At 70.2% G+C, this 25,373-nt stretch carries 16 protein-coding genes; 13 read left to right on the top strand and 3 right to left on the bottom strand.

Going from position 1 to position 25,373, the window contains the following annotated elements; genetic code table 11:
- A partial coding sequence (locus A9X00_RS15865; RefSeq protein WP_156772117.1) for an SDR family NAD(P)-dependent oxidoreductase occupies positions 1-1,661 on the top strand: 1,661 nt, incomplete at its 5' end.
- Positions 1,661-8,824: a beta-ketoacyl synthase N-terminal-like domain-containing protein gene (locus A9X00_RS15860; protein WP_067155078.1), complete on the top strand. Its 7,164-nt coding sequence runs from the start codon at positions 1,661-1,663 to the stop codon at positions 8,822-8,824. The genes A9X00_RS15865 and A9X00_RS15860, both read left to right, overlap by 1 nt.
- Here A9X00_RS15860 and A9X00_RS15855 read toward each other — a convergent pair.
- Entirely contained in the window at positions 8,803-9,984 is a 1,182-nt protein-coding gene (locus tag A9X00_RS15855; RefSeq protein ID WP_067155075.1) for a permease, read from the bottom strand. The two genes, A9X00_RS15860 and A9X00_RS15855, sit on opposite strands and share 22 nt — an antisense overlap.
- 343 nt (positions 9,985-10,327) lie before the next feature.
- Between A9X00_RS15855 and sepIVA the strand changes: the two genes are divergently transcribed.
- From sepIVA to mutM, 4 genes are all read left to right on the top strand, one after another.
- Positions 10,328-11,065, top strand: a complete 738-nt coding sequence (gene sepIVA, locus A9X00_RS15850; RefSeq protein ID WP_067155092.1) for a cell division protein SepIVA — start codon at positions 10,328-10,330, stop codon at positions 11,063-11,065.
- Positions 11,066-11,170: 105 nt separating this feature from the next.
- Positions 11,171-11,761, top strand: coding sequence for a DUF177 domain-containing protein (locus A9X00_RS15845; protein WP_156772116.1), 591 nt, complete (start codon positions 11,171-11,173; stop codon positions 11,759-11,761).
- Positions 11,758-12,471: a ribonuclease III gene (gene rnc, locus A9X00_RS15840; protein WP_067155072.1), complete on the top strand. Its 714-nt coding sequence runs from the start codon at positions 11,758-11,760 to the stop codon at positions 12,469-12,471. Before A9X00_RS15845 ends, rnc begins: the two co-directional genes overlap by 4 nt.
- Positions 12,472-12,487: 16 nt before the next feature.
- Entirely contained in the window at positions 12,488-13,339 is an 852-nt protein-coding gene (gene mutM, locus A9X00_RS15835; RefSeq protein ID WP_067155069.1) for a DNA-formamidopyrimidine glycosylase, read from the top strand.
- A gap of 3 nt (positions 13,340-13,342) precedes the next feature.
- Here the strand turns inward: mutM and A9X00_RS15830 are convergent, their stop codons facing one another.
- Positions 13,343-14,110: a PIG-L deacetylase family protein gene (locus tag A9X00_RS15830; protein ID WP_067155085.1), complete on the bottom strand. Its 768-nt coding sequence runs from the start codon at positions 14,108-14,110 to the stop codon at positions 13,343-13,345.
- 154 nt (positions 14,111-14,264) lie between these two features.
- Between A9X00_RS15830 and A9X00_RS15825 the strand changes: the two genes are divergently transcribed.
- The 7 genes from A9X00_RS15825 to A9X00_RS15795 all read left to right on the top strand — a co-directional run bounded on the left by A9X00_RS15825 (position 14,265) and on the right by A9X00_RS15795 (position 24,516).
- On the top strand, positions 14,265-14,687 hold the full coding sequence (locus A9X00_RS15825; RefSeq protein WP_067155066.1) for an OsmC family protein: 423 nt from the start codon (positions 14,265-14,267) through the stop codon (positions 14,685-14,687).
- Complete coding sequence (locus tag A9X00_RS15820; protein WP_067155063.1) at positions 14,674-14,967, top strand: acylphosphatase; 294 nt, start codon at positions 14,674-14,676, stop codon at positions 14,965-14,967. Before A9X00_RS15825 ends, A9X00_RS15820 begins: the two co-directional genes overlap by 14 nt.
- A 121-nt stretch (positions 14,968-15,088) precedes the next feature.
- A complete protein-coding gene (gene smc, locus A9X00_RS15815; RefSeq protein ID WP_067155060.1) occupies positions 15,089-18,679 on the top strand; it encodes a chromosome segregation protein SMC in 3,591 nt (1,196 codons plus the stop codon).
- A gap of 158 nt (positions 18,680-18,837) precedes the next feature.
- Positions 18,838-20,121, top strand: a complete 1,284-nt coding sequence (gene ftsY / locus A9X00_RS15810) for a signal recognition particle-docking protein FtsY (protein ID WP_067155057.1) — start codon at positions 18,838-18,840, stop codon at positions 20,119-20,121.
- A gap of 187 nt (positions 20,122-20,308) precedes the next feature.
- Entirely contained in the window at positions 20,309-21,691 is a 1,383-nt protein-coding gene (locus tag A9X00_RS15805) for an ammonium transporter (RefSeq protein ID WP_067155054.1), read from the top strand.
- The gene (gene glnB / locus A9X00_RS15800) at positions 21,688-22,026 is read left to right on the top strand and encodes a nitrogen regulatory protein P-II (RefSeq protein WP_067155051.1); all 339 of its coding nucleotides are present in this window, start codon (positions 21,688-21,690) and stop codon (positions 22,024-22,026) included. Before A9X00_RS15805 ends, glnB begins: the two co-directional genes overlap by 4 nt.
- A gap of 45 nt (positions 22,027-22,071) precedes the next feature.
- Positions 22,072-24,516 carry a [protein-PII] uridylyltransferase gene (locus tag A9X00_RS15795; RefSeq protein WP_082975323.1) on the top strand — a complete coding sequence of 815 codons (2,445 nt, stop codon included), beginning with the start codon at positions 22,072-22,074 and terminating at the stop codon, positions 24,514-24,516.
- Positions 24,517-24,787: 271 nt separating this feature from the next.
- Here the strand turns inward: A9X00_RS15795 and A9X00_RS32355 are convergent.
- The coding region (locus tag A9X00_RS32355; RefSeq protein WP_369830756.1) for a hypothetical protein at positions 24,788-25,373 on the bottom strand (586 nt) is incomplete at its 5' end.

Genomic DNA, 25,373 nt, shown 5'->3' with positions numbered 1-25,373 from the left:
CCCACGCGCGTCGCATCGACCGTCGCGACGTGATCGTCGTGTCGGGTGGGGGCCGCGGCGTAACCGCAGCCTCGGTGATCGCCCTGGCGAAGCAAACACAGGCCGCCTTCGTCCTGCTGGGACGCACGGAGCTTTCCGACGAACCACCCGAGGCGCACGGCCTGACGACCGACGCCGAACTCAAGCGGGCGCTGCTGTCCAGCGCGGTGACACGAGGGCTCAAGCCCACGCCCAGGGAGCTGGAACAGCAGGCGCGGCGCATCCTCGCGGATCGCGAGGTGCGGGCGACCGTTGCCGCCCTGACCGCCGCCGGTTCCCGGGTCCGTTATGCCGCGACCGATGTGCGCGACGCGTCCGCGCTCGGCGCCCTGCTGGACAGTGTGCGAACCGAATTCGGGCCGATCACCGGATTGGTGCACGGGGCGGGCGTATTGGCCGACGCGCCCTTGCACAAGAAAACCCTCGACGGGTTCGACCGCGTCTTCGAGACCAAGGTCGGCGGCCTGTGCGCGCTGCTGGACGCCACGGCCGGCGATCCGCTGAAGGTCATCTGCCTGTTTTCCTCGGTGGCCGCGCGCAGCGGCAACGTCGGCCAGAGCGACTACGCCATGGCCAACGAGGTCCTCAACAAGGTGGCGCTGGCCGAGCAGGCGCGACGCGGCCCGGCCTGCCTCGTGCGGGCCTTGGGTTGGGGGCCATGGGATTCCGGCATGGTCACCCCCGGCCTGAAGGCGATGTTCGAGTCGCGGGGCATCGGGTTGATCCCGCTCGCCGACGGCGCGCGGGCGTTCGTCTCCGACGTGCTGGATGGGCAGACCGACGACCCCGAGGTCACCCTCGGAGACGGCGTATCGGCGAGCGTGCTGCCCGCCGAAGGCCGAATCGCGCGCGTGCTGGCCCAAGTGCGACGGCAGCCGCAGTTGGCGGATCACCGGGTCCGCGGCAACGTCGTGCTACCGGTGGTGCAGGTGCTGGAGTGGTTCGTGCGGATGGCCGAGGCGTGCCGGCCCGGACAACTCGTGCAGCGTCTGCTCGACCTCAGGGTGCTGCGCGGCGTGACCCTGCAGGACTTCGACCAACAGGGCGACCCGATGCTGGTGCGCGCCGCGCCGGCGGAAGACCGGGCGGATCGACTCGCCTGCACGTTGTCCGACATCGCCGGAGCGACCGCCTACTACTCCGCCACGGCCGAAATGGGTTCGGCCCCAGCGGTTGCGCCCGCCGCACCGACCGCGCCGGCCGGTGGTCACCGGTTGGACCGCGACACCTGCTACAGCAACGGCGCGCTCTTCCACGGCCCGGCGTTCCAGGTCCTCGAGGACGTCGAGTGCCGGGCCACGAGCGCGACGGCGTCGCTGCACGGCCTGACCAAAGCGGGCTGGCAGGGCGAGGGCTGGGCCACGGATTCCGCTGCGCTCGACGGCTGTCTGCAACTGGCGCTGGTCTGGAGCCACGAACAGCTCGGCCGCACGGTGCTGCCGCTGCGGGTCGGCGAGGCGGTCCGTTACCGCGCCGGGGCGCTGGGCGACGGATTGCGATGTGTGCTCTCCAACGGCGATGCCAAGAACAGCGGAGCCGTCTGCGACCTGGACCTCGTCGACGCGGACGGACACGTGGTGGCCAGCCTCAAACGGCTCGAGTTGTACCCCTACGGCGGCTGATGTTTTCACCCGTCGCGATCGTGGGCCAGGGCTGCGTCCTACCCGGCGGCCTGAACCCCGACGAGTTATGGTGGACGGTGCGCGAGGGCCGGGATGCGCTCGGCACACCGCGGCCCGGCCATTGGGGGGTATCGGCGGCGAGCATCGTGCGCGACGACACGGACGCCCCCTTCCTCGACCACGCCTGGTCGGAGCGCGGCGGATACGTCCGCGGCTTCGACGAGATCTTCGACGCCGGACGTTTCCTGCTCGACGCCACCGAGTTTCGGGGCCTGGACCCGCTGTACCTGTGGGCCGTCGAGGCCGCCCGGCAAGCCCTGGACAGCGCCGGGTGGCGCCCGGGTGAGGTCCCGGGCCGGGCCGGGGTCGTCCTGGGCAACTTGAGCTACCCGACGAAGTCGATGATCGAGCTGGCCGAAAAGGTTTGGCGCGGCGGCGAACACGCCATCGACTGGCGTAACCGCTTCATGTCGGGCCTGCCGGCCCACCTCATGGCCAGCGCACTGGGATTGACCGCGGGCGCCACGGCCCTCGACGCCGCGTGCGCCTCCTCGTTGTACGCGATCAAACTGGCGTGCGACCGGCTCCACGACGGCACCGCGGACGTGATGGTGGCGGGCGGGGTGAACGGCGCCAGCGACCTGCTCCTGCACGTCGGCTTCACCGCGCTGCAGGCGCTGAGCCGCACCGGAAAGTCGCGCCCCTTCCACCGCGACGCCGACGGATTGGTGCCCGCCCAGGGCGCGGCGTTTCTGGTGCTCAAAAGGCTCGACGACGCGATCGCCGACGCCGACACCATCCTGGGCGTCATCCGGGCGGTGGGGCTCAGCAACGACGGCCGGGGACAGGGCCCGCTCGTACCGTCGCAGGAGGGGCAGGAGCGGGCCATGCGGCTCGCCTACGAAATGGCCGGGCTCGAGCCACGAGACATCTCGCTCGTCGAGTGCCACGCCACGGGGACTTCGCGGGGCGACCTGACCGAGCTGATGAGCATGGCGCGCATCTTCGCGGGCCTGTCGGACCTGCCCATCGGATCGCTGAAATCCAATCTGGGACACTCCATCACGGCGTCGGGCGCCGCGGGGGCGATCAAGGTGCTCGCGGCTATGCGTGCGGGCATCCGGCCCCCCACCCTGCACGTCGACGACCCGTTGCCATTCCTCGCCGAGTCGCCATTCCGGCTACTCACCGAGGCCGAACCCTGGCAGTGCCGCGGGCCGCGCCGCGCCGCCGTCAACAACTTCGGCTTCGGCGGCAACAACGCCCACCTGCTGCTCGAAGAATGGATCCCGACCGCCGGCGACCGCCGCGACCGGCCGACCGTCACCGTTTCCGCCACGGGCGACGACATCGCGATCGTCGGCGTCAGCCTCCTGGTCGGCGACGACGAAACCGCCTCGGTGGCCGAGCATCTGAAGAAGGCCGAACCGATTCCCACCCGCGGGGCAGGCGACGCCCGCAGGGCCCGGATGACCGAGGTCCGCCTGGACGTCACCCAAACACGCTTTCCCCCCGCGGATCTCAACCAGACGCTGCCCCAGCAACTGGCCCTGCTCGGTGCGGCCGTCAACATGGAGACGGTGATCGGCGAGCTGCCACCGGACAGGACCAGCGTCATCGTCGGGATGGGCTGTGACACCGAGATCACCCGGCTGGGGTTGCGATGGCGGTTGGCCGACGAGATCGACGATCCCGCGGAGCTGGCGGCGGCGCGCGACGCCGTCGTGCCCGGGTGGACGGCCGCCGGCGTCGTCGGCGCGATGCCGAACATCGTCGCCAACCGCCTGAACCGCCAATTCGACCTGCGGGGGCCAAGTTTCACGGTGTCCAGGGAGGAACTGTCCGGCACCACCGCGCTGGAGATGGCCGCCCGTGCCCTGCGGCGACGTGAGGTCGACGCGGCCGTCGTCGGCGCGGTGGACCTCAGCTGCGAACCGGTGCACGAGGCCGCGGCCCGGGCACTGCTCGGGCCGGGTGAGCAGACACCCGGCGACGCCGCCGTCGTCGTCGTGCTCAAACGGGCCGAGGACGCGCGTCGGGCCGGTGACACGATCCTGGCCACCCTGCCCGCCGATCAGAAGCCACAGGGCGAGTGTCTTCACCTGGGCAACGCGCCCGGCGCGCTGAACCTGTCGCCGCTGCTCGGCCACGCGCACGCCGCCTCCGGTCTGCTGCACGTCGCCGCGGGCGCGCTCTACGGCGTGCTGGGCGTGTGCCCCGACGGCACGCCGTGGACGGCCGAAAAGCGTTCGGTCGTCGTCACGCTCACCGGCCTCGGCGGCCAGCAACAGCGAATCGTGCTCTCGCCAACGGCACCCGGACGACCCGACGCGCTCGGGGAGCTGCCGGCGGCGACCGCGAAACACACATGGTTGCGGTTCCCGGCTCACCCGTCTCACCACGTCACCCCGCAATTGGAGCGGCCCATGACCACACACCTGCCCCTCCCGCCGGCGCTGCCCAAGGTCGCGGACGCGTTGGCGCGGGTGCCGCTGGGCGAGGCGCCACCGGAGCCGCCGTCGGTCGATGGCGAGGGTCAAAAACCGGTGACCCACAACGGCTTCGGTTACCTGCCCGGCGCGGGCGCCTACCGCGCGATCCAACCGTCCCCGCCCCCCGGCAAGGAGTTACCCAAGCCGACGGTCAAGCGCGACCCGATGGGCCTCGCGCTGGACAAGGACGGCCTGCGTGTGCACGCCTCGGGCAAGATCTCCGACATCTTCGGCCCGGCGTTCGCGGCGCAGGACGACTACGCGCGGCAGGTACGGATGCCGGAACCCCCTCTGCTGCTGGCGGATCGGCTGCTGGGCATCGACGCCGAGCCGGGCAAGAGCGGCACCGGAACACTGTGGACCGAAACCGATGTCACCGCCGACGCCTGGTGGCTGCATCAGGGGCGGATGCCGGCCGGAATCATGATCGAGGCCGGGCAGGCCGACCTCATGCTCATCTCCTGGATGGGCGCGGACTTCGCCAACAAGGGCGAGCGGGTGTACCGCCTGCTGGGCTGCGAGGTGACCTACCTGGGCGGCCTGCCCGAGATCGGCGACACCCTGCGCTTCGACATCCACGTCGACGCCCACGCCCGCCAGGGCGACATCCGGCTGTTCTTCTTCCACTACGACTGCACGATCGGCGGCGTCGAGCGGATGTCCATGCGCAACGGCCAGGCCGGGTTCTTCTCCGACGAGGAGTTGGCCGCGTCGGGTGGGATCCTCTGGCGCCCCGAGGACGAAACCGTCGACGGCCCAATGGAGCCCACCCCGGCGCGAACGGCGCGCACCTCCTTGCAGCGCGCCGACCTGGAGGCGATCGCGGCGGGCGACATCTGGCGCACGCTCGGCCCCGGCTTCGAGCGCGCGGCCAGCCACACCCGCACCCCGAGCATCGCGGGCGGCAAGATGCTGTTCGTCGACGAGGTGACCCACCTCGACTTCGCCGGCGGCCCGTGGGGCCGGGGCTACCTGCGCGCCGTCGAGCACATTACCCCCGAAAAATGGTATTTCGACGGTCATTTCAAGAACGACCCGTGCATGCCCGGCACGCTCATGTACGAGGCCACGATGCAGACGATGGCCGTCTACATGACCGCCCTGGGCATGACCATGGGATGCGACGGCTGGCGCTTCGAGCCGGTGCCGTTCGAGACCTACAAGCTGGTCTGCCGCGGCCAGGTCACCCCGGGATCGCGCGAGCTCGTCTACGAGGTGTTCGTGCGCGAGGTCATCGCCGAGCCCGAGCCGACGCTGTTCGCCGATTTGCTGTGCACCGTCGACGGATTGCCGGCCTTCCACTGCCGGCGGATGGGACTGCGGCTCTCACCCGGGTGCCCGATGGACATGGGCGTCAAAGAGCTGGAGGGCCACGTCGAACCCAAGCCCGTCGCCGAAGGCCACGGGGTCAAGTTCGACTACACCGCGATGCTGGCCTGCGCCATCGCCAAGCCCTCCCTGGCGGTCGGCCCGCTTTATGAGAAGTTCGACACCCACCGCAGGGTCGCGCGGCTGCCGGGTCCGCCCTACCACTTCATGTCCCGGGTCACCGAGGTCGTGGGCGAGCTCGGCGTCGCGAAACCCGGCGCGCAGGTCGTCGCGGAGTACGACGTCCCCAGCGACGCTTGGTATTTCGCCGAGAACAAGGGTTCGAACGCGCGGCAGACGATGCCCAACGCGGTCCTCATGGAGATCGCGCTGCAGCCCTGCGGCTGGCTGGGCGCCTACGCCGGCTGCCCGCTGGACTTCGATGTGGACCTCTTCTTCCGCAACCTCGACGGAACCGGGATCCAGCACCGCGAGATCACGCCCTCGACCGGGACGTTGCGGATCAAGGCCGTCCTGAAGAACGTCGCCCAGGCCGGCGGGACCATCATCGTCACGTTCGGCGGCGAAATCTCCGCCGACGACGGCATCGTCTACACGTTCGACACCGTGTTCGGCTACTTCCGTCTCGAAGCGCTGCAGCAGCAGGTCGGGCTCCCGGTCAGCGACGAACAGCGCGCCCTGTTGGAACTTCCCTGCGAGGCGCCGGTCGTCGACCTGGGCGCGCGTCCAGCCGAATTCTTCGGGGCGGGAGCGCGGCTGGCCGACCCGATGCTGTTGATGATCGACCGGGTCACGGGCCGCTGGCCCACCGCCGGCGGCGCCGGCCTGGGCCGGTGGCGCGCCGTCAAGGACATCAACCCCGCCGAGTGGTACTTCAAGGCGCACTTCTACCGCGACCCCGTGCAGCCCGGATCGTTGGGCATCGAGATGCTTTTGCAGTTAATACAATTCGCGATGCTCGACCTCGGTTTCGGCGACGAGATGGGACCCTCGGCGCGCTTCGAGCCGGTGGCCATCGGAGAAGCCATCACCTGGCGATACCGCGGCCAGATCGTGCCCACCAACAAGCGGATCACGGCGGAAATCGAGATCACCCGCGTCGAGCGCGGTGATGCCGGCATCCTGGCGGTGGCCGACGCCTCCCTGTGGTGCGACGGGATACGGATCTACAGCGCAACCAATTTGGCCGTGCGCCTCGCACCCGGGGCGCCCATCGCGTCCGGCCCCGGCGCGGCCACCTCGCTGGAGACGACCATCGACCCCGCTCGCGACACCTGGGTCCTCGACCACTGCCCGACGTACGTGATCCCGTCGCTGCCGATGATGTCGGTCCTGGACCTGTTCGCGCAGGCGGCCAGCAAGGCGACCGGCGGGGCCAAGGTCGCCGAAATCAGCGACCTGCGCCTGGTTCGCTGGGTCGTCGTCGATACGCCGACACGGCTACGGGTGGTCATAGAACCCGTCGACCCGGGCCGCTTCGATGGTCGCCTCGAGGTGTGGCGCGATGCGCCCCGACCGGAGTTGTCGCGCTGGGAGACTCACGCGGAGGCCGTGATCTTCACCGCGGACGACTACGCTGGCGAACCCGTAACGCCCGTCCCGCTGCAAGACGCGGTGCCCTACGCCAGCCCGTACGACGGCACGGTGTTCCACGGGCCCGCGTTCCAAACCCTGGCGGACGGTGCCCGGATTGGCCGCAACGGCTCATCGGGGACGCTCGCCGTCCGGCGGTGCCAGGTCCCCGCGGGCGAGCAGCACCCGGGGCTGCTCGACGGGGCGTTTCACATCGTTCCCCACACCGCGATGAGCGTCTGGACCACTTCGGATATCGCCGGCTATGCGGACGCGGCGGACACGACCGTCGGCTTCCCGCGCCGGGTGATCTGGGCGCGCTTCTACAGCGATGCCCCGGTGGACGGGACGGTCGACGTGCAGGCCCGGTTCGTCGGGTTCGACGACTCCGACGACCGGTTGCCGATCGTCGACCTGTGGCTCAGCGTCGCGGGCAAACCCTGGGCGCACCTGCGCGTCGTCGAATTCCTCTTGGACAAGGGCCATCTCGTCCAAGTCAGCGGCGCCAAGCGGCGCGCGTTCCTTGCCGAGCGGCGCGCGGTGCCCGGGATGTCGTTGAGCGACCGGTTGGGCCGCGGGACGGTCGCGCTCGATCCGGCGCGCGCGGCAACGCAGGACTGGTTCAAGGGCACCCTGCGCGCGGTGTATGACACCGAGGGCCAAGGCAATTCACTGATCGCCGACATCGCCGTCAAAGAAGCCGTCGCCGACGCCGCCCACGGCGCGATCCACCCGTCGCAGGTGCTCATCGTCGATGGGCAGGTCAGCTGCCCGGCTCTGCCGCTGGAGCGAATCTCCGTCGAGGTCGAGCAGACGGGCCGCGGCGAATGTCGTGCGAGTGCGTCGTTGCGCACGGACTGGCAACCGGTGCGCAGCTGGTCGACCGACAGGCTCGGAATACCGCCCGGCGGGTTCGCCGACCTGGTCCACTGGGCCCTGCTGTCGCGCTACGTCCGGCATGTCATCGTCACCGACCCCCCCGCGGTGGCGGCGGTGCGGGGCCGTCCGGTGCTGCTGCTGGGCAACCATCAGGTGCAGGTCGAGTCGATCCTGGGCACGTCGATCGCGTCCTGGTTGACCGACACCAAGGTCGTGACGATCGCGCACGCCAAGCACGAAACCCGGTGGGTTGGTGCCCTCACCCGGCTGGCGGATGCCACGGCCAACGGAAAACCGGGCAGCACCAGGTACTTCGACCAACGCAACCCGGAGCAGTTCCTGAGCCTGATCGACGAGATCAAGCGCGACGTCGTCGCCCACGGCACGTCGACCATGGTGCACGCTGACGGGACCCGATCGGTCCGTTCCGGCCAGCGCGTCGAGCGGCTGACCTCCACGCTGCTGGACCTGGCGATCGCCGCGTCGCTGCCGATCGTGCCGGTGTACTTCGCCGGGGGCTTGCCCGAGGAACCGGTGCAGCACAAGCTCGAGGTGCCGTATCGGCATGGGGCGCAGGACTACATCTTCGGCCGGCCGATCATGCCCGACGAGTTGGCCGCGTGGCCCTACGCCGAACGCCGGCGCCGCGTCATGGACGCCATCAACGCGCTCGCCCCATTCGGCGATGCGCCGCACGAGCCGAATTACGCTGTGGAGGACCGGATTGCCGCCGCCGCCCCGGGCGCGTCCCCGCTCGAGTCGATATGGGATTGCATCGAAGACGCCCTGGATGCGCTGCCGGCGGACTGGCGCAGCACGATCGGCGGTGACGAATGGATGGCGACCCGGTCAACCCGGCGTCACAGCCCTCAGTCGCACCGATGGCTGTGATCGTGGTGACCCTCCGCCGGCGCGGGGGAGCCGCCCATCATCCGTAGCATCGGGAGCCCGCCCGAGGTGACGAACCGCACGATCAGGACGGCCGCGATGACGAGGAAGGCGATGTTGAGCCAGGTGGTGTAGTTCCACGAGATCGACGCCTCCATCACCGTGGCGTTGCGCTGTCTGGGGATGAGACCCGTTGTGCCGAACAGCAATTCGACCAAGTAACCGGCGGCGACCATCGCGGCGTAGAAGGTGCCGAGCAGCGTCAGCATCATCCTGGTGCCGTAGTACTTGCGGTAGATGTTCAGGATCGGCAGGATCAGCAGGTCGGCGTAGATGAACGCGATGACGCCGCCGAAGCTGATGCCACCGTTCCACAGCACCGCCGCCAGTGGGACGTTGCCGATCGAGCAGACGAACGACACGATCGCGACGATCGGTCCCACGATCGGCCCCCACAACGCCGACCAGCCCGGGTGATCGGTCAAAAAGAAGATGCGCCAAAAGCTTTCGGGCACCCACGCCGCGATGGCACCCGCGATCAGCAGGCCCAGCACGAGGTCGCGCAGGATCGCCAACCACTCCATCACGAACACGTGCGAGACCGAGGTGAAGCCCTCCGGGGAGAAGAGCCGTCGCCCGAACGACCCCTCCTTTTGGATGGACATGTCCATAGCGGCATGGCCTTCCATCGAGCCGGCGATTCCGCGCTCGGCCTGTTCCCGGGCCGCGTCGACCAGCCGGGACCGCACGAACAGCCGGAACAGCACGGCGAGCACCACGATCATCAGCGGTCCGCCCACGAATTCCGCGGCGGTGAACTGCCAGCCCATCAGCAGCGCCAGGATGATGCCCAGCTCGACCACGAGGTTGGTCGAGCCGATCTCGAACGCCATCGCGGCGGTGAAGTTGGCACCCTTGCGGAACAGGGAGCGGGCCAGGGCCACCGCCGCATACGAGCACGACGACGACGCGGCCCCCAGCCCGGCGGCCACGGCCAGCGTGCGGGGCCGGTCGTCACCCATCAGGCTCACGATCGTCGAGCGGCGCACGACGGCCTGCACCACCGCCGACAGCGCGAAGCCCAGGATCAGTGCCCAGAGGATTTCCCATGTCATCGACCCCGCCAAGCCCAGGGCGTGACCGATCGCTGCGAGCGCTCTCATCGAGGCCTCCGCTTCGGTTTCGAGTGATTCGGCGTTAGCCTATACCCCTAGGGGGTATCTGTCAATGCGGAATGGGGATCTTGGCGCGCGCTACCGGCCACGATCCCTAGAATGGCTGCCATCGGTGCGGGGGCCGGCAAAGAATATGGACGGAACAACCCCGCGCGGCGGTCTGGCCCGCGGAAACGGCGTGAACGGGCATTTTCCATGGATTTCAGTCACAGTGAGAGGGCGCGGAGGGCAAATGCCCGACACACCGGCCTCGCCACCGCTGTCACAGACGTAACAACAGGCACACTGGTAACAACGAGTTTTTTCGGCAAGACGCCAGGAGGGTATGGCCGTGTACCGAGTTTTTGAAGCGCTGGACGAATTGGGCGCCATCGTCGAAGAGGCGCGTGGCGTGCCCATGACGTCCGGCTGCGTCGTGCCCCGCGGTGACGTGCTGGAACTGATCGACGACATCAAGGACGCGATCCCGGGCGAGCTGGACGACGCCCAGGACGTGCTCGACGCGCGTGACTCGATGCTGCAGGACGCCAAGTCGCACGCCGAATCCATGGTTTCCTCGGCGACCACCGAATCGGAGTCGATGCTCAACCACGCCCGCGCCGAGGCGGACCGGCTGCTGTCCGACGCGAAGGCGCAGGCCGACCGGATGGTCAGCGAGGCGCGCCAGCACAGCGAGCGGATGGTCGGCGAGGCCCGCGAGGAGGCCATGCGCATCGCCACGGCCGCAAAACGCGAGTACGAGGCCAGCGTCAGCCGCGCCCAGGCCGAGGCCGACCGGCTGATCGAGAACGGCAACATCTCCTACGAGAAGGCCGTGCAGGAGGGCATCAAGGAGCAGCAGCGCCTGGTCTCGCAGAACAGCGTGGTCGAGGCCGCGAATGCCGAGGCCACCCGCCTGATCGATACCGCGCACGCCGAGGCCGACCGGCTGCGCGGCGAGTGCGACATCTACGTCGACAACAAGCTCGCCGAGTTCGAGGAGTTCCTCAACGGCACGCTGCGGTCGGTGGGACGCGGCCGCCACCAGCTGCGCACCGCCGCCGGCACCCACGACTACGCGACCCGCTAGCGGCGATCGCGAGCGCGGCCCAGCCGGGCGACGCGGGTCGCCGCCATCAGCGCTAGCGGCTGATCGCGCCTTTCATTACTCGCGCGGCGCCGTAGGATTTCCCCTATGACGCGGCAGCACAGCATCACCACGCAGCGCCGTTCGACGTCGCCGATGACCATCGACATCACCCGGCTGGGTCGGCGTCCGGGCGCGATGGTCACCCTGCGCGAGACCGTGCCCAGCCCGTCGCGCATCGGACTGGACATGATCGCGATCGCCGCGGGCGCCCCGTTGGAGCTGGACCTGCAGGTGCAGTCGGTGTCGGAAGGCGTGCTGGTCACCGGGACGGTGGCCGCGCCCACCAGCGGCGAATGCTCCCGTTGCCTGACGCCGGTCACCGGGCGCGTGCAGGTCCGGTTGACCGAGCTGTTCGCCTACCCCGACAGCACGACCGAGGCCACCACCGAAGAGGACGAGGTCGGCCACATCGTCGACGACACCATCGACCTCGAGCAGCCCATCATCGACGCCGTCGGGCTGGAGCTGCCGTTCGCGCCGGTGTGCCGGGAGGATTGCCCGGGGCTGTGCCCCGAATGCGGTGTCGCGCTCGCGGGCGAGCCCGGCCATCACCACGATCGCATCGACCCGCGGTGGTCCAAGTTGGCCGACATGCTGCCGCGCGAACCGGACGACACCCCGGGGGACCAGCGGTGACGTCGCGGGAAGCCCTGCTCGAGGCGCTCGGGGTCGAGCTGCCCGAGGAGCTGCTGTCGCTGGCCCTGACGCATCGCAGCTACGCCTACGAGCACGGAGGGCTGCCCACCAACGAGCGCCTGGAATTCCTGGGCGACGCCGTGTTGGGCCTGACCATCACCGACGAGCTTTACCACCGCCATCCCGACCGGTCCGAGGGTGACCTGGCCAAGCTGCGCGCCAGCGTGGTCAATACGCAGGCGCTGGCCGACGTCGCGCGGAACCTGTCCGACGAAGGCCTCGGCGTCCACCTGTTTCTCGGCCGGGGCGAGGCGAACACCGGCGGGGCCGACAAGTCGAGCATCCTGGCCGACGGCATGGAGTCGCTGCTGGGCGCGATCTACCTGCAGCACGGCATCGAGACGGCGCGCGAGGTGATCCTGCGGCTGTTCGGTCCGCTGCTGGACGCCGCGCCGACCCTGGGGGCCGGGCTGGACTGGAAGACCAGCCTGCAGGAGCTGACCGCGGCGCGGGGCATGGGTGCGCCGTCGTACGTGGTCACCTCAACCGGGCCGGACCACGACAAGGAGTTCACCGCGGTCGTCGTCGTGATGGAGACCGAATACGGCTCCGGTGTCGGTCGGTCCAAGAAGGAGGCCGAGCAAAAGGCCGCCGCCGCGACATGGAAAGCGCTCGAAGCGCTGGACACCGCGGGAAAAACGCCCGCCTAGCTTGATGACCCGCTGAATGCCCGAACTGCCCGAGGTCGAGGTGGTGCGCCGCGGCTTGGCCGCCCACGTCGTGGGCAAAACGATCACCGCGGTCCGGGTGCATCATCCGCGCGCGGTGCGCCGCCACGAGGCCGGGCCCGCCGACCTCACCGCCCGGCTGCTCGACGCGAAGATCACCGGGACCGACCGGCGCGGCAAGTACCTGTGGCTGCTGCTCGACGACCCTGACGCGGCGCTCGTCGTTCACCTCGGCATGAGCGGGCAGATGCTGCTGGGCAAGGTGCCGCGCACCGACCACGTGCGCATCTCCGCGCTGCTCGACGACGGGACCGTGCTGAGCTTCGCCGATCAGCGGACGTTCGGGGGATGGATGCTCGCCGACCTGGTCAGTGTCGACGGCAGCGTGGTTCCCCAGCCCGTCGCCCACCTGGCGCGCGACCCGCTGGATCCCCGGTTCGATGCCGACGCGGTGGTAAAGGTGTTGCGGCGCAAGCATTCCGAGATCAAGCGGCAGCTTCTCGATCAGCAGGTGGTGTCAGGCATCGGCAACATCTATGCCGACGAGGCGTTGTGGCGGGCCAAGGTGAACGGCGCGCGGATCGCCGACACGCTGAGCCGCCGCCAGCTGACCGCCGTGCTGGACGCCGCCGCCGACGTGATGCGCGACGCGCTGGCCAAGGGCGGGACGTCGTTCGACTCGCTCTACGTCAACGTCAACGGCGAGTCGGGGTACTTCGACCGATCCCTGGACGCCTACGGCCGCGAAGGGGAACCCTGCCGGCGCTGCGGCGCGCTGATACGCCGGGAGAAGTTCATGAACCGTTCCTCGTTCTACTGCCCGAGATGCCAACCGCGGCCGCGGCGTTGAGTGTCAGTCGAAGATGTCGCGGCGCACGGACGCTGACGGTAAGGCCGGATCGACGAACCACTCGCGGGGGAACAGCAGGCCGGACACTTGGGGTGGCAGCCGAAGCAGTATCCGCAACAGGCGCGCGGCGGAGTCGCCGATCTGTGAGCGATGCGCGGCGAACGCGTCGCGCTTGTGCCGCGCGAATCGAAAGACGTTGATCCGGTGGGTGATGGTCGCGCGTGGGGCGTAGGCGGTGCGGGCGATGTCCATCTCGTAGGGCGCGGGCAGCCGTAACAGACGAGCGAGATAGGCGATCCGGTACAGCAATTCGCGCGGCATCGTCGCTTCGAGCACTCGCGGCGTCGCCGCGAGCTCGGCGGCCCGCTTGCCGACATGATGCACCTGGACGTGATCCCGGTGGCCGTAGCCGCCGTTGCGCTCGTAGCTGAGCAGGAGGTCCGCGCATTCATCGCGAAGTATCGCCGCGAGTCGCTGCGCGGCCTCGTCGACGTCCGCTCGGCCGAACCGGACCCGTCCGGGCGGGTCCGGGTAGAAATCGGGACCGTAGCCGCTGTCGGCGTAGCCGAGGCATTCGACCCGGTGCACCCCGAGAATGTCTGCGCTCGAACGCAATTCGTCCAGCCGGAAAGCGTCGTCATTGTGCACGCGCCCGTCCGTCGCGGTGACGAGAACGACGCGATGCCCGGTCGCCGCCGCCCGCGCCAGCGTGCCGCCGGTGAGGATCACCTCGTCGTCCGGATGGGCGTGGAATGCGACGACGGTGGCCATGCCACGCAGTATGCCCGCCGCGCCGCCGCGGCGGTGAGTGTGCATTCCGGGCTTTCGATGTGAGCCCAGGGCGAGAAAATCGCGAAATCCGCGCCGCCACCTCACGCTAAACGCCGCCAATACACACGCAACGGCAGCCCGGTAGAAAGAAGTCATGACGCAACTGTGGGTCGAACGGACCGGATCGCGCCGCTACACCGGATACAGCTCGCGCGGCGCGCAGGTGCTGGTGGGCTCCGAGGACGTCGAGGGCGTGTTCACCCCGGGTGAGCTGCTCAAGATCGCGCTGGCCGCGTGCAGCGGCATGTCCACCGACGAGCCACTGGCCCGGCGGCTCGGCGACGACTACAAGGCGGTGGTCAGGGTGTCCGGGCCCGCCGACCGCGAGCAGGAACGCTATCCGCTGCTCGAGGAGACGCTCGAGATCGACCTCTCGGGACTCTCCGACGAGGAGAAGCAGCGCGTGCTCGTCGTCGCCAACCGGGCCGTCGACCTCGTCTGCACCGTCGGGCGCACGCTGAAATCCGGCACGACCGTGAACTTCGAGATCACCGATGCCTCAGATGCCCGAGCCTGACGTCCGGCTCACCGCCTGGGTGCACGGGAGGGTCCAGGGGGTCGGCTTTCGCTGGTGGACCCGCGCCCGGGCGCTGGAGCTCGGCCTCACCGGCTACGCCGCCAACCAGGCCGACGGGCGGGTGCTGGTGGTGGCGCAGGGTCCGCGGGCGGCCGCCGAAAAGTTGCTGCAGCTGCTGGAGGGCGCCACCGCGTGGCCTTCCAGGCCGGGCCACGTCGACAAAGTGGTCGCCGACTGGTCGCAACCGGCCGAGCAGTTCACCGGCTTCGTCGAGCGCTGACGTGACTGTTGTGACAACTGTGGCCAGTGTGTCCGCCTGTGAACGGCAGGTGAATTTCGGGCCCGCCGACACCCCGTCGGGAGGGCTGACCCGCGCGATTTGACCGGTAGTCTGGCGCGCTGTGTACCTCAAGAGTCTGACGCTGAAGGGCTTCAAGTCCTTCGCTTCGCCGACGACTCTGCGCTTCGAGCCGGGCATCACCGCCGTCGTCGGGCCCAACGGCTCGGGCAAGTCCAACGTCGTTGACGCGCTGGCCTGGGTGATGGGGGAGCAGGGCGCGAAGACGCTGCGCGGCGGGAAGATGGAGGACGTCATCTTCGCCGGTACCTCGTCGCGGGCCCCGCTGGGCCGCGCCGAGGTCACCGTCACCATCGACAACTCCGACAACGCCCTGCCCATCGAGTACTCCGAGGTGTCGATCACGCGGCGGATGTTCCGCGACGGCGCCAGCGAATACGAAATCAACGGCAGCAGTTGCCGTTTGATGGACGTCCAGGAGCTGCTGAGCGACTCGGGGATCGGCCGTGAGATGCACGTCATCGTGGGGCAGGGCAAGCTCGACGAGATCCTGCAGTCGCGACCCGAGGACCGCCGCGCCTTCATCGAGGAGGCCGCGGGCGTGCTCAAGCACCGCAAGCGCAAGGAGAAGGCTCTCCGCAAGCTCGACGCGATGCAGGCCAACCTGGCCCGGCTGTCCGACCTGACCACCGAGCTGCGCCGCCAGCTCAAACCGCTGGGCCGCCAGGCCGAGGTGGCCCGTCGCGCCCAGACCATCCAGGCCGATCTGCGCGACGCCAAGCTGCGGCTGGCCGCCGACGACCTGGTCAGCCGGCAGGTGGAGCGCGACGCGATCTTCGAGGCCGAGGCCCTGATGCGCCGCGAGCACGACGAGGCCACCGCCCGCCTGGAGGTGGCCTCGCAGGAGCTGGCCGCGCACGAGACGGCGCTCGCCGAGCTGTCCGGCCGGGCGGAATCTGTCCAGCACACCTGGTTCGGGCTGTCCGCGCTGGCCGAGCGCGTCGCCGCCACGGTGCGCATCGCCAGCGAACGCGCGCAGCACCTCGACCTGGAGCCGGTGACACCGAGCGACACCGACCCCGACGCGCTGGAGGCCGAGGCCCAGCAGGTGGAGCTGACCGAGCAGCGGCTGCTGGGCGCGCTGGCCGACGCGCGCACCCGCCTGGACGCCGCGCGCGCCGAATTGGCCGAGCGCGAGGCCGAGGCCGCCGAGGCCGACCGCGCCCACCTGGCGGCGGTGCGCGCCGAGGCCGACCGGCGCGAGGGCCTGGCGCGGTTGGCCGGGCAGGTGGAGACCATGCGGGCCCGCGTCGAATCGATCGACGACAGCGTCGCGAAGCTCTCCGAGCGCATCGAAGAGGCCGCCACCCGCGCCCAGCAGACCCGCGCGGAGTTCGAGACCGTGCAGGCGCGCGTCGGCGAGCTGGACCAGGGCGAGGTGGGCCTCGACGAGCACCACGAGCGGACCGTGGCCGCGTTGCGGCTGGCCGACGAACGCGTCGCCGAGCTGCAGGCCGCCGAGCGCGGCGCCGAACGGGAAGTGGCGTCGCTGCGCGCCCGCATCGACGCGCTCTCGGTCGGGCTGGAGCGCAAGGACGGCGCGGCGTGGCTGACGCAAAACCACGCCGGCACAGGGCTTTTCGGGCCGATCGCCAAGCTGGTCAAGGTGCGGCCCGGCTACGAGACGGCGCTCGCCGCGGTGCTCGGGTCGGCGGCCGACGCGCTCGCGGCCGAGAGCTTCGGCGCGGCGCGTTCCGCGGTCGCCGCCCTCAAGCAGGCCGACGGCGGCCGCGCGGCCCTGGTGCTGGGGGACTGGCCGGCCGATCAGCCCCCGCCCGCCGGCGCGCTGCCCGGCGGCGCCCTGTGGGCGCTCGACCTCGTCGAGGCGCCGCAGCGGCTGCGCGGGGCGATGACCGCCATGCTTTCCGGCGTCGCCGTCGTCAACGACCTCGGCGCCGCGCTGGACCTGGTCGCGGAGCGCCCGCAGCTGCGCGCGGTCACGCTCGACGGCGACCTGGTGGGCGCCGGCTGGGTGAGCGGCGGCTCCGACCGCAAGCTGTCCACGCTGGAGCTCACCTCGGAGATCGACAAGGCCGGTGCCGAGCTGACGGCCGCGGAAGCGCAGGTGGCCCAACTCAGCGCGGCCCTGTCCGGCGCCCTGACCGAGCAGATCGCGCGGCAGGATTCCGCCGAGCAGGCGCTGGCCGCGCTCAACGAATCCGACACCGCGATCTCGGCGATGTACGAGCAGCTTGGCCGGCTCGGGCAGGAAGCCCGGGCCGCCGAGGAGGAGTGGAGCCGGTTGCTGCGCCAGCGCGAGGAGGCCGAGGCCGGGCGCGCGCAGACCGTCGAAGAGGTCACCGAGCTGGAAGCTCGGCTGCGCAACGCCCAGGAGACCCAGCACGTGCAGGCGGCCGAGCCCGCGAACCGCCTGCAGATCGCCGCCGCCGCCGAAAGCGCGCGGGGCGTGGAAGTGGAGGCCCGGCTGGCGGTGCGGACGGCCGAAGAGCGCGCCCATGCGGTGCGCGGGCGGGCGGACTCCCTGCGGCGGGCGGCCGCGGCCGAACGCGAGGCGCGGCTGCGGGCCCAGCAGGCGCGCGCGGCGCGGCTGCGCGCGGCCGCGGTGGCGGGGGCCGTCGCCGACGCGGGGCGGCTGCTGGCGTCGCGGCTGGATCGGGTGGTCGTCGCGGCGTCGGCGATGCGCGACGCGCTGGTCGCCGAGCGCCAGGAGCGCACGGCCGCGATGGCGACGGTGCGCGACGAGGTGAACGCGCTGGGGGCGCGGTTGGCCAAGCTCACCGACTCGCTGCACCGCGACGAGGTGGCGAATGCCCAGGCGGCGATGCGCATCGAGCAGCTCGAGCAGATGGTGCTCGAGCAGTTCGGCATGTCGCCGGACGATCTGATCGCCGAGTACGGGCCGGAGAATCAGCTGCCGCCCACGGATCTCGAGATGGCCGAATACGAGCAGGCCAAGGAGCGCGGCGAGCAGGTTTTCGCGCCCGCCCCGATCCCGTACGACCGGGCCACCCAGGAGCGCCGGGCCAAGCGCGCCGAGAAGGAACTCGCCGAGCTGGGCAGGGTCAACCCGCTGGCTCTGGAGGAGTTCGCTGCGCTGGAGGAGCGTTACAACTTCCTGTCCACCCAGCTCGAGGACGTCAAGGCCGCCCGCAAGGACCTGCTCGACGTCATCGCCGACGTCGACGCGCGGATTCTGCAGGTCTTCAACGACGCGTTCATCGACGTCGAGCGCGAATTCCGGGAAGTCTTCGCCGTGCTGTTCCCCGGCGGCGAGGGCCGGCTGCGGCTCACCGATCCGGGCGACATGCTCACCACCGGCATCGAGGTGGAGGCGCGTCCGCCCGGCAAGAAGATCACCCGGCTGTCTTTGCTGTCGGGCGGCGAGAAGGCGCTGACGGCGGTCGCCATGCTGGTGGCGATCTTCCGGGCCCGCCCGTCGCCGTTCTACATCATGGACGAGGTCGAGGCGGCGCTCGACGACACCAATCTGCGCCGCCTGATCAGCCTGTTCGAGCTGCTGCGGGCCCGCTCGCAGATCATCATCATCACCCACCAGAAGCCCACGATGGAGGTCGCCGACGCCCTGTACGGCGTGACCATGCAGGGCGACGGCATCACCGCGGTGATTTCCCAGCGGATGCGCGGGCAGGAGCTGGTCTCGAGCTCCTCGTAGACGCCGGGCAACCGCTTGAGTGTGAACTGACGGCTCTCGCCGTGAACTGACGGCGCGATTTCGGCGATTTTTCCGCCCAGGAGCAACACGCGAAGCCCAGGACGCACACCCAATGCCCCCCGGACGCCCGGTGACGCGCGGCTGGAAGGATTGCGACCGTGTCCCAAGGTCTTTGGATCGCGATCGCGGTCGCCGCCACCCTGGTCGTCATCGCCGCGCTGGTCGCAGGCCTGGTGCGGTACCGCCGCCGAAGGATCAGCCTGGAGCGCCCGGAACCCGGCGCACTCGACCGTTCCGGCGGCTACACCGCGTCGTCGGGCATCACGTTCAGCCGCACCCCGACGCTCGACACCACCGGCCTGCCCGCGGTAGGCGACGACGCGACCGTTCCCCGCGACGCGCCGCGCCGCACGATCTCCGACGTCGAGCTGCCGGAACCCGAGACGGTCGCGGCGCCCCCCGAGGCGCCCAAGCCCCCCGAGGCCGCGCCGTCGCCCGAGGCCGCCGAGATCGAGGCCATCGCCCCACCCGAAGGCCGGCTGGAACGACTCCGCGGCAGGCTGGCGCGCTCGCAGACCGCGCTCGGCCGCAGCGTGCTCGGCCTGATCGGCGGCGGCGACCTGGACGAAGAATCCTGGCAGGACGTCGAGGACACGCTGCTGGTGGCCGACCTGGGCCCGGTCGTCGCCGAGTCCGTGATCACGCAGCTGCGCGGCCGGCTGGCCAGCGGCAGCGTGCGCACCGAGGCCGACGCGAAGGCGGTGCTGCGCGACGTCCTGATCAACGAGCTGCACCCCGACATGGACCGCTCGATCCGCGCGCTGCCGCACGCCGACCATCCCTCGGTGCTGCTGGTCGTCGGCGTCAACGGCACGGGGAAGACCACCACCGTCGGCAAGCTGGCGCGGGTGCTGGTGGCCGACGGGCGGCGCGTCGTGCTGGGCGCGGCCGACACGTTCCGGGCCGCGGCCGCCGACCAGCTGCAAACCTGGGCCGCGCGGGTCGGCGCCGACGTGGTGCGCGGGGCCGAGGGCGCCGACCCGGCGTCGGTGGCGTACGACGCGGTCGACAAGGGCATCGCGGCCGGCGCCGACGTCGTCGTCATCGACACCGCGGGGCGACTGCACACCAAGGTCGGGCTGATGGACGAGCTCGACAAGGTCAAGCGCGTGGTGACCCGGCGCGCCGCGGTCGACGAGGTGCTGCTGGTGCTCGACGCCACCATCGGGCAGAACGGGCTGGCCCAGGCGCGGGTCTTCGCCGACGTCGTCGACATCACCGGCGCGGTGCTGACCAAGCTGGACGGAACGGCCAAGGGCGGCATCGTTTTCCGCGTCCAACAAGAACTCGGGGTGCCGGTGAAGCTGGTCGGGCTGGGCGAAGGACCCGACGATCTGGCGCCGTTCGAACCCGCCGCTTTCGTGGACGCCCTGCTCGGCTGAGGTCGCTTACAGGCCGAGCGCGACGTTAATGCCGCCGAAACATGGCGGCACCATCGCCGAAACAACAATTGCGCATGGTTCTCGCAGGCCACAGACGGACGTCTGACGGCCTTTCCTGTGCGACCGGAGGTGATAGCGCGTGGCATTCCCGCAATTGGGCCAACCCGATACGGGCGATACCGCCTGGATGTTGGCGAGTTCCGCTCTGGTGCTGTTAATGACGCCGGGCCTTGCCTTCTTCTATGGGGGCATGGTCCGTACCCGAAGCGTGCTCAACATGATCATGATGAGCATCAGCGCGATGGGCGTGGTGACCGTGCTGTGGGTGCTGTACGGCTACTCGATGTCGTTCGGCGACAGCAAGGGCGGCGTCGTAGGCAACCCGTCCGACTATTGGGGGCTGGCGAAGCTCATCGGCGGCAACGCCGTCAAGGCGGACGCGACCAAGGGTGTCTCCCAGGTCGACATCCCGCTGGCCGGCACGATGCCGGCCACGGTGTTCGTGGCCTTCCAGCTGATGTTCGCGATCATCACCGTCGCCCTGATCTCGGGCGCGGTGGCCGATCGGCTGAAGTTCACCGCGTGGCTGGTGTTCGCGGGGCTGTGGGCGACCCTGGTCTACTTCCCGGTCGCGCACTGGGTGTTCGCGGCCGACGGGTTCGCGTCCGAGCACGGCGGCTGGATCAACAACAAGCTGCACGCGATCGACTTCGCAGGTGGAACGGCGGTCCATATCAACTCCGGTGCGGCGGGCCTGGCGCTGGCGATCGTCTTGGGTAAGCGCAAGGGCTGGCCCACGACGCTGTTCCGCCCGCACAACCTGCCGTTCGTCATGCTGGGCGCCGGGTTGCTGTGGTTCGGCTGGTTCGGGTTCAACGCCGGTTCGGCGACCAGCTCCAACGGCGCCGCCGGGTCGACGTTCATGACGACGACGATCGCAACCGCGACGGCCATGCTGGCCTGGCTCCTGGTCGAGCGCATCCGGGACGGGCATCCCACCACGCTGGGCGCGGCTTCGGGCATCGTCGCCGGGCTGGTGGCCATCACGCCGTCCTGCTCGTCGGTCAACGCGCTTGGTGCGATCGTGATCGGCTTCGTCGGCGGCGCGGTGTGTGCGCTGGCGGTGGGGCTGAAGTTCAAGCTCGGCTTCGACGACTCGCTCGACGTGGTCGGTGTCCACATGATCGGCGGTTTGACGGGCACCCTGCTGGTCGGCCTGGTCGCGGCCCCGGAGAGCACGGCTATCAACGGCGTGACCGGCGTTTCGAAGGGCCTCTTCTACGGCGGTGGCTGGTCCCAGCTCGAGCGGCAGGCGGTCGGCGCGTTCAGCGTCCTCTTCTACTCCTTCCTCGTGACGCTCGTCCTGGCGCTTATCCTGAAATACACCATCGGGATTAGGCTGAGTCCGGAAGCCGAGGCTGGCGGCATCGACGAGTCGGAGCACGCAGAAACCGCTTACGAGTTCGCAGTTATCGGGGCCTCGTCCATTCCGCACCGGATCGGCGGCGCGGAGGAAAGCCCCAACGGGCAGGACGACGCAGTCAAGAAAGTGGAGGCAGAGACTTCATGAAGCTGGTCACCGCGATCGTAAAGCCGTTCACCCTCGACGACGTCAAGACCGCCCTCGAGGAGGCGGGCGTCCTGGGGATGACGGTCAGCGAAATCCAGGGCTACGGACGGCAGAAGGGCCACACGGAGGTCTACCGGGGTGCGGAATACTCGGTCGACTTCGTGCCCAAGGTGCGGATCGAGGTCGTGGTCGACGACTCCATCGTCGACAAGGTCGTGGACAGCATCGTCCGGTCGGCGCGCACCGGCAAGATCGGGGACGGCAAAGTCTGGGTGAGCCCCGTGGAAACCATCGTGCGGGTGCGCACGGGTGAACGCGGGACCGATGCCCTCTGACCTTGACCGTAGCTTGCTGATTCAGGCCGGACGGGCCGGGAGGGTATGAAAGAGGACCCACCCGGCCCGTCCGGGTCATCTGGACCGGGCACGGGAAACGGCTGCGGGGCAAGCGATTTGGTTGCCGCGCGGCGCCGCTTGCTGTCCGATGGTCGTGAGTTGGGGGCCGCCGAACTGCGGCACGCGTGGCAGGATCTGCACGAGTCGTGGCTCACCGCCAAGGCGGACGAGATCGGAATCACCGACGGCAGCGGCTTCGCGATCGTCGGGATCGGCGGGCTGGGCCGCCACGAGCTGCTGCCGTATTCCGATCTGGACCTGATGCTGTTGCACGACGACAAGCCGGCCGAGGTGTTGCAGCAGGTCGCCGACAAGCTGTGGTATCCGTTGTGGGACGCCAACGTTCGGCTCGACCACAGCGTGCGAACGGTTTCCGGGGCGCTGGGCGTCGCCGACACCGACATGATCGCGGCCCTCGGCATGCTGGATGCCCGCCACATCGCCGGCGACGCGCCGCTGTCCGAGGAATTGATCGCGGGCGCAAGAAGGCAGTGGCGCAGCGCAATTCGCTCTCGAATGGGCGAACTGGTCGAAATCACCCAGGCGCGTTGGCAGCGCTGTCTGCGGATTTCGCAGCGCGCCGAGCCCGACCTCAAATCCGGTCGGGGCGGCCTGCGCGACGTGCAATTGCTGGACGCCCTCGGGGTGGCCCAGCTCATCGACCGCCATGGCATGGCGCGCCCGGAAACGCCGGGCGGCTCGCTCGACGAGGCCTACCTGACGCTCCTGGACGTGCGCACCGAGCTGCACCGGGTCTCCGGGCGCGGGCGCGATCAACTGCTCGCCCAGTACGCCGACGAGATCAGCGCCGCCCTGCACATCGGTGACCGATTCGACTTGTCCCGCAAGCTTTCCGACGCGGGGCGGACCATCGCCTACCACGCCGAGACGGGGCTGCGCACCGCGGAAAACGCGTTGCCGCGCCGCGGCGTGTCGGCCCTGATGCGGCGGCCCAAGCGCCGCCCGCTGGACGAGGGCGTCGTCGAGTATGCGGGGGAGATCGTGCTCGCCCGCGACGCTGCACCGGAAACCGACGCCGGGCTGGTGCTGCGGGTGGCCGCCGCGTCGGCGGACACCGGGTTGCCGATCGGCGCCGCCACGCTCAGTCGCCTGGCCGCCGCCGCGCCCGAGATGCCAATCCCTTGGCCCAGCACGGCTTTGGACGACCTGCTGGTCGTGCTCTCGGCGGGGCCCACCGCGGTGGCGACGGTCGAGGCGCTCGACCGCACCGGCCTGTGGGAGCGGCTGTTGCCGGAATGGGCTGCCATCCGCGACCTTCCGCCGCGCGACGTCGCGCACAAGTGGACCGTGGATCGTCACGTCATCGAGACCACCGTGAATGCCGCGCCGCTGGCGACCCGCGTCGCGCGGCCCGACCTGCTCGCGCTGGGCGCGCTGCTGCACGACATCGGCAAGGGCAGGGGAGTCGACCACAGCGTGCTCGGCGCCGAAATGGCCCTCGAAATCGCGCCGCGGCTCGGCGTTTCGCCGAAAGACGCCGAGTTCCTGTCCAAGCTGGTTCGCCACCACCTGCTGCTGCCGGTGGCGGCGACCCGAAGCGACCTCAACGACCCCAAGACGATCGAGGCCGTATCCGAGGCGCTGGACGGGGATCCGCTCCTGCTGGAGGTGTTGCACGCGCTGACCGAGGCGGACTCGAAGGCGACCGGCCCCGGGGTGTGGAGCGACTGGAAGGCGTCCCTGGTCGAGGACATGGTGCGCCGCTGCCGCCTGGTGATGGCCGGCGAGCCGCTGCCGCAGGCGGAACCGACTGCGCCGCAATATCTTTCGCTGGCCGCCGACCACGGCGTGCATGTGCAGATCGAGGCCGCCGGCGGCGAGCGGTTGAACCTGGTGATGATCGCCCCGGACCAGCGCGGGTTGGTGTCGAACGCCGCCGCGGTGCTCGCCCTGAACTCGTTGCGCATCCATTCGGCGTCGGTCAACACGCACGAGGGTGCGGCGATCATCGAATTCGTGGTGTCGCCGCTGTTCGGTTCGCCGCCCGAGGCCGGCCTGCTGCGCCAGCTGTTCACCAACGCGCTCAACGGTGACGTCGACGTCCTCGGCACGCTGGAGAAGCGCGACATCGACGCCGCCGGCGCGGCGACCGAGCGGGCCGGCGAGATCCAGGTCGGGGTTCCCGTCGTACGATCGACGGCCCCGCCCCACATCCAGTGGCTCGACCCCGCCGTGTCCGGCCAGCCTCTGGTCGAGGTGCGCGCCATGGATCGACTGGGCCTGCTGGCGCTCCTGGCCCGGGCGATGGAACGCGCGGGCGCCAACATCGCCTGGGCCAAGGTTCACACGTTCGGGTCGACGGCGGCCGACGTGTTCTGCGTTGAGCTGCCCGACGAGCCGGACGCGCAGGCGGCGGTCGAGAAGCAGCTGATGGCGGTGCTGGGCGGCGCCGACGTGGTCTCCAGCTAGTGTCCTGCGGGCGTGTTGTGCCCGGGAATTCAACTGGCACAACCTGTCGGGGTCGGCGCTTGTTCTTCGTCGATTAGGACTAGAAGGTCGTAATTCGTTCATGCTGCGCCGACACGAGCGCCGCCGACGCCTGCCCCGGCACCCCGACGCCAACCAGCCGGTCCGCATGCATGACAGTGGGGACATGCCGGGCAGGCGCTCTGCTGTGCCGGGCATGCCGGGGTTTCCCCTGCCTCGCCCGGTCGGTGGCTATCGCCAGTGTTAGACGATGTTAGCCGCCGTCGCCGCCGGTGCCGCCTCCGGCGGTGGCGGTGCCGCCAGAACTGGCATCCGAAGCGATAGCGGCAGAACCACCGCCGCCGCCGCCGCCGATATGGCCGGTGCCGCCGAAGCCGCCGAGGAGGGTGCCGCTGCTGTTGGCGAAGAGGAAGACATCACCTGGGCCGCCGCTCGTCGCCGGCCCGCCGCCGCTGCCGCTGCCGCCGGCGATGAAAATGCCGCCGCTCGTGACAGCGGCGCAGACGCCGCCACCGCCGCCGCTGCCGCCGATACCGCCGGCGCCACCGCCGCCACCACCACCGCCGGCGACGCCCAGGCCCGGGTTGGTGGTGTTGCCGCCATTGGCATTACCGCCCTGACCGCCGGCGCCGCCGGGCAGGGTGCCGCTAGCGGTGCCGGTCCCGCCGGTGCCGCCGCTGACGGGGGCGTTGTTGGCCCAGGCGGCGGCGGCGCCGGCCCCGCCGCCGCCCCCCGCCCCCGCCGCGCCCCCGGCGGCGCCCGGGCCGCCGGGGGCGCCCGCGCCGCCCGCGGGCGCGCGGCCCGGGGGGCCGCGGGGGGGGGGGGGGGCTAGGGCTGCG

It is taken from the genome of Mycobacterium sp. 1245805.9 (assembly GCF_001672915.1).
Classification (GTDB): Bacteria; Actinomycetota; Actinomycetes; order Mycobacteriales; family Mycobacteriaceae; genus Mycobacterium.
Note: the sequence above shows the minus strand (reverse complement) of the source record. Positions and strands in the feature narration are given on the sequence as shown.

Bases quoted from the DNA above. Each gene is read 5' to 3' on its own strand.
- A9X00_RS15830 (WP_067155085.1), bottom strand. From the start codon at position 14,110: ATGGCCACCGTCGTCGCATTCCACGCCCATCCGGACGACGAGGTGATC.
- A9X00_RS15795 (WP_082975323.1), top strand. From the start codon at position 22,072: ATGAAAGAGGACCCACCCGGCCCGTCCGGGTCATCTGGACCGGGCACG.
- glnB (WP_067155051.1), top strand. From the start codon at position 21,688: ATGAAGCTGGTCACCGCGATCGTAAAGCCGTTCACCCTCGACGACGTC.
- A9X00_RS15855 (WP_067155075.1), bottom strand. From the start codon at position 9,984: ATGAGAGCGCTCGCAGCGATCGGTCACGCCCTGGGCTTGGCGGGGTCG.
- A9X00_RS15825 (WP_067155066.1), top strand. From the start codon at position 14,265: ATGACGCAACTGTGGGTCGAACGGACCGGATCGCGCCGCTACACCGGA.
- A9X00_RS15860 (WP_067155078.1), top strand. From the start codon at position 1,661: ATGTTTTCACCCGTCGCGATCGTGGGCCAGGGCTGCGTCCTACCCGGC.
- mutM (WP_067155069.1), top strand. From the start codon at position 12,488: ATGCCCGAACTGCCCGAGGTCGAGGTGGTGCGCCGCGGCTTGGCCGCC.
- A9X00_RS15805 (WP_067155054.1), top strand. From the start codon at position 20,309: ATGTTGGCGAGTTCCGCTCTGGTGCTGTTAATGACGCCGGGCCTTGCC.
- A9X00_RS15845 (WP_156772116.1), top strand. From the start codon at position 11,171: ATGACGCGGCAGCACAGCATCACCACGCAGCGCCGTTCGACGTCGCCG.
- A9X00_RS15820 (WP_067155063.1), top strand. From the start codon at position 14,674: ATGCCCGAGCCTGACGTCCGGCTCACCGCCTGGGTGCACGGGAGGGTC.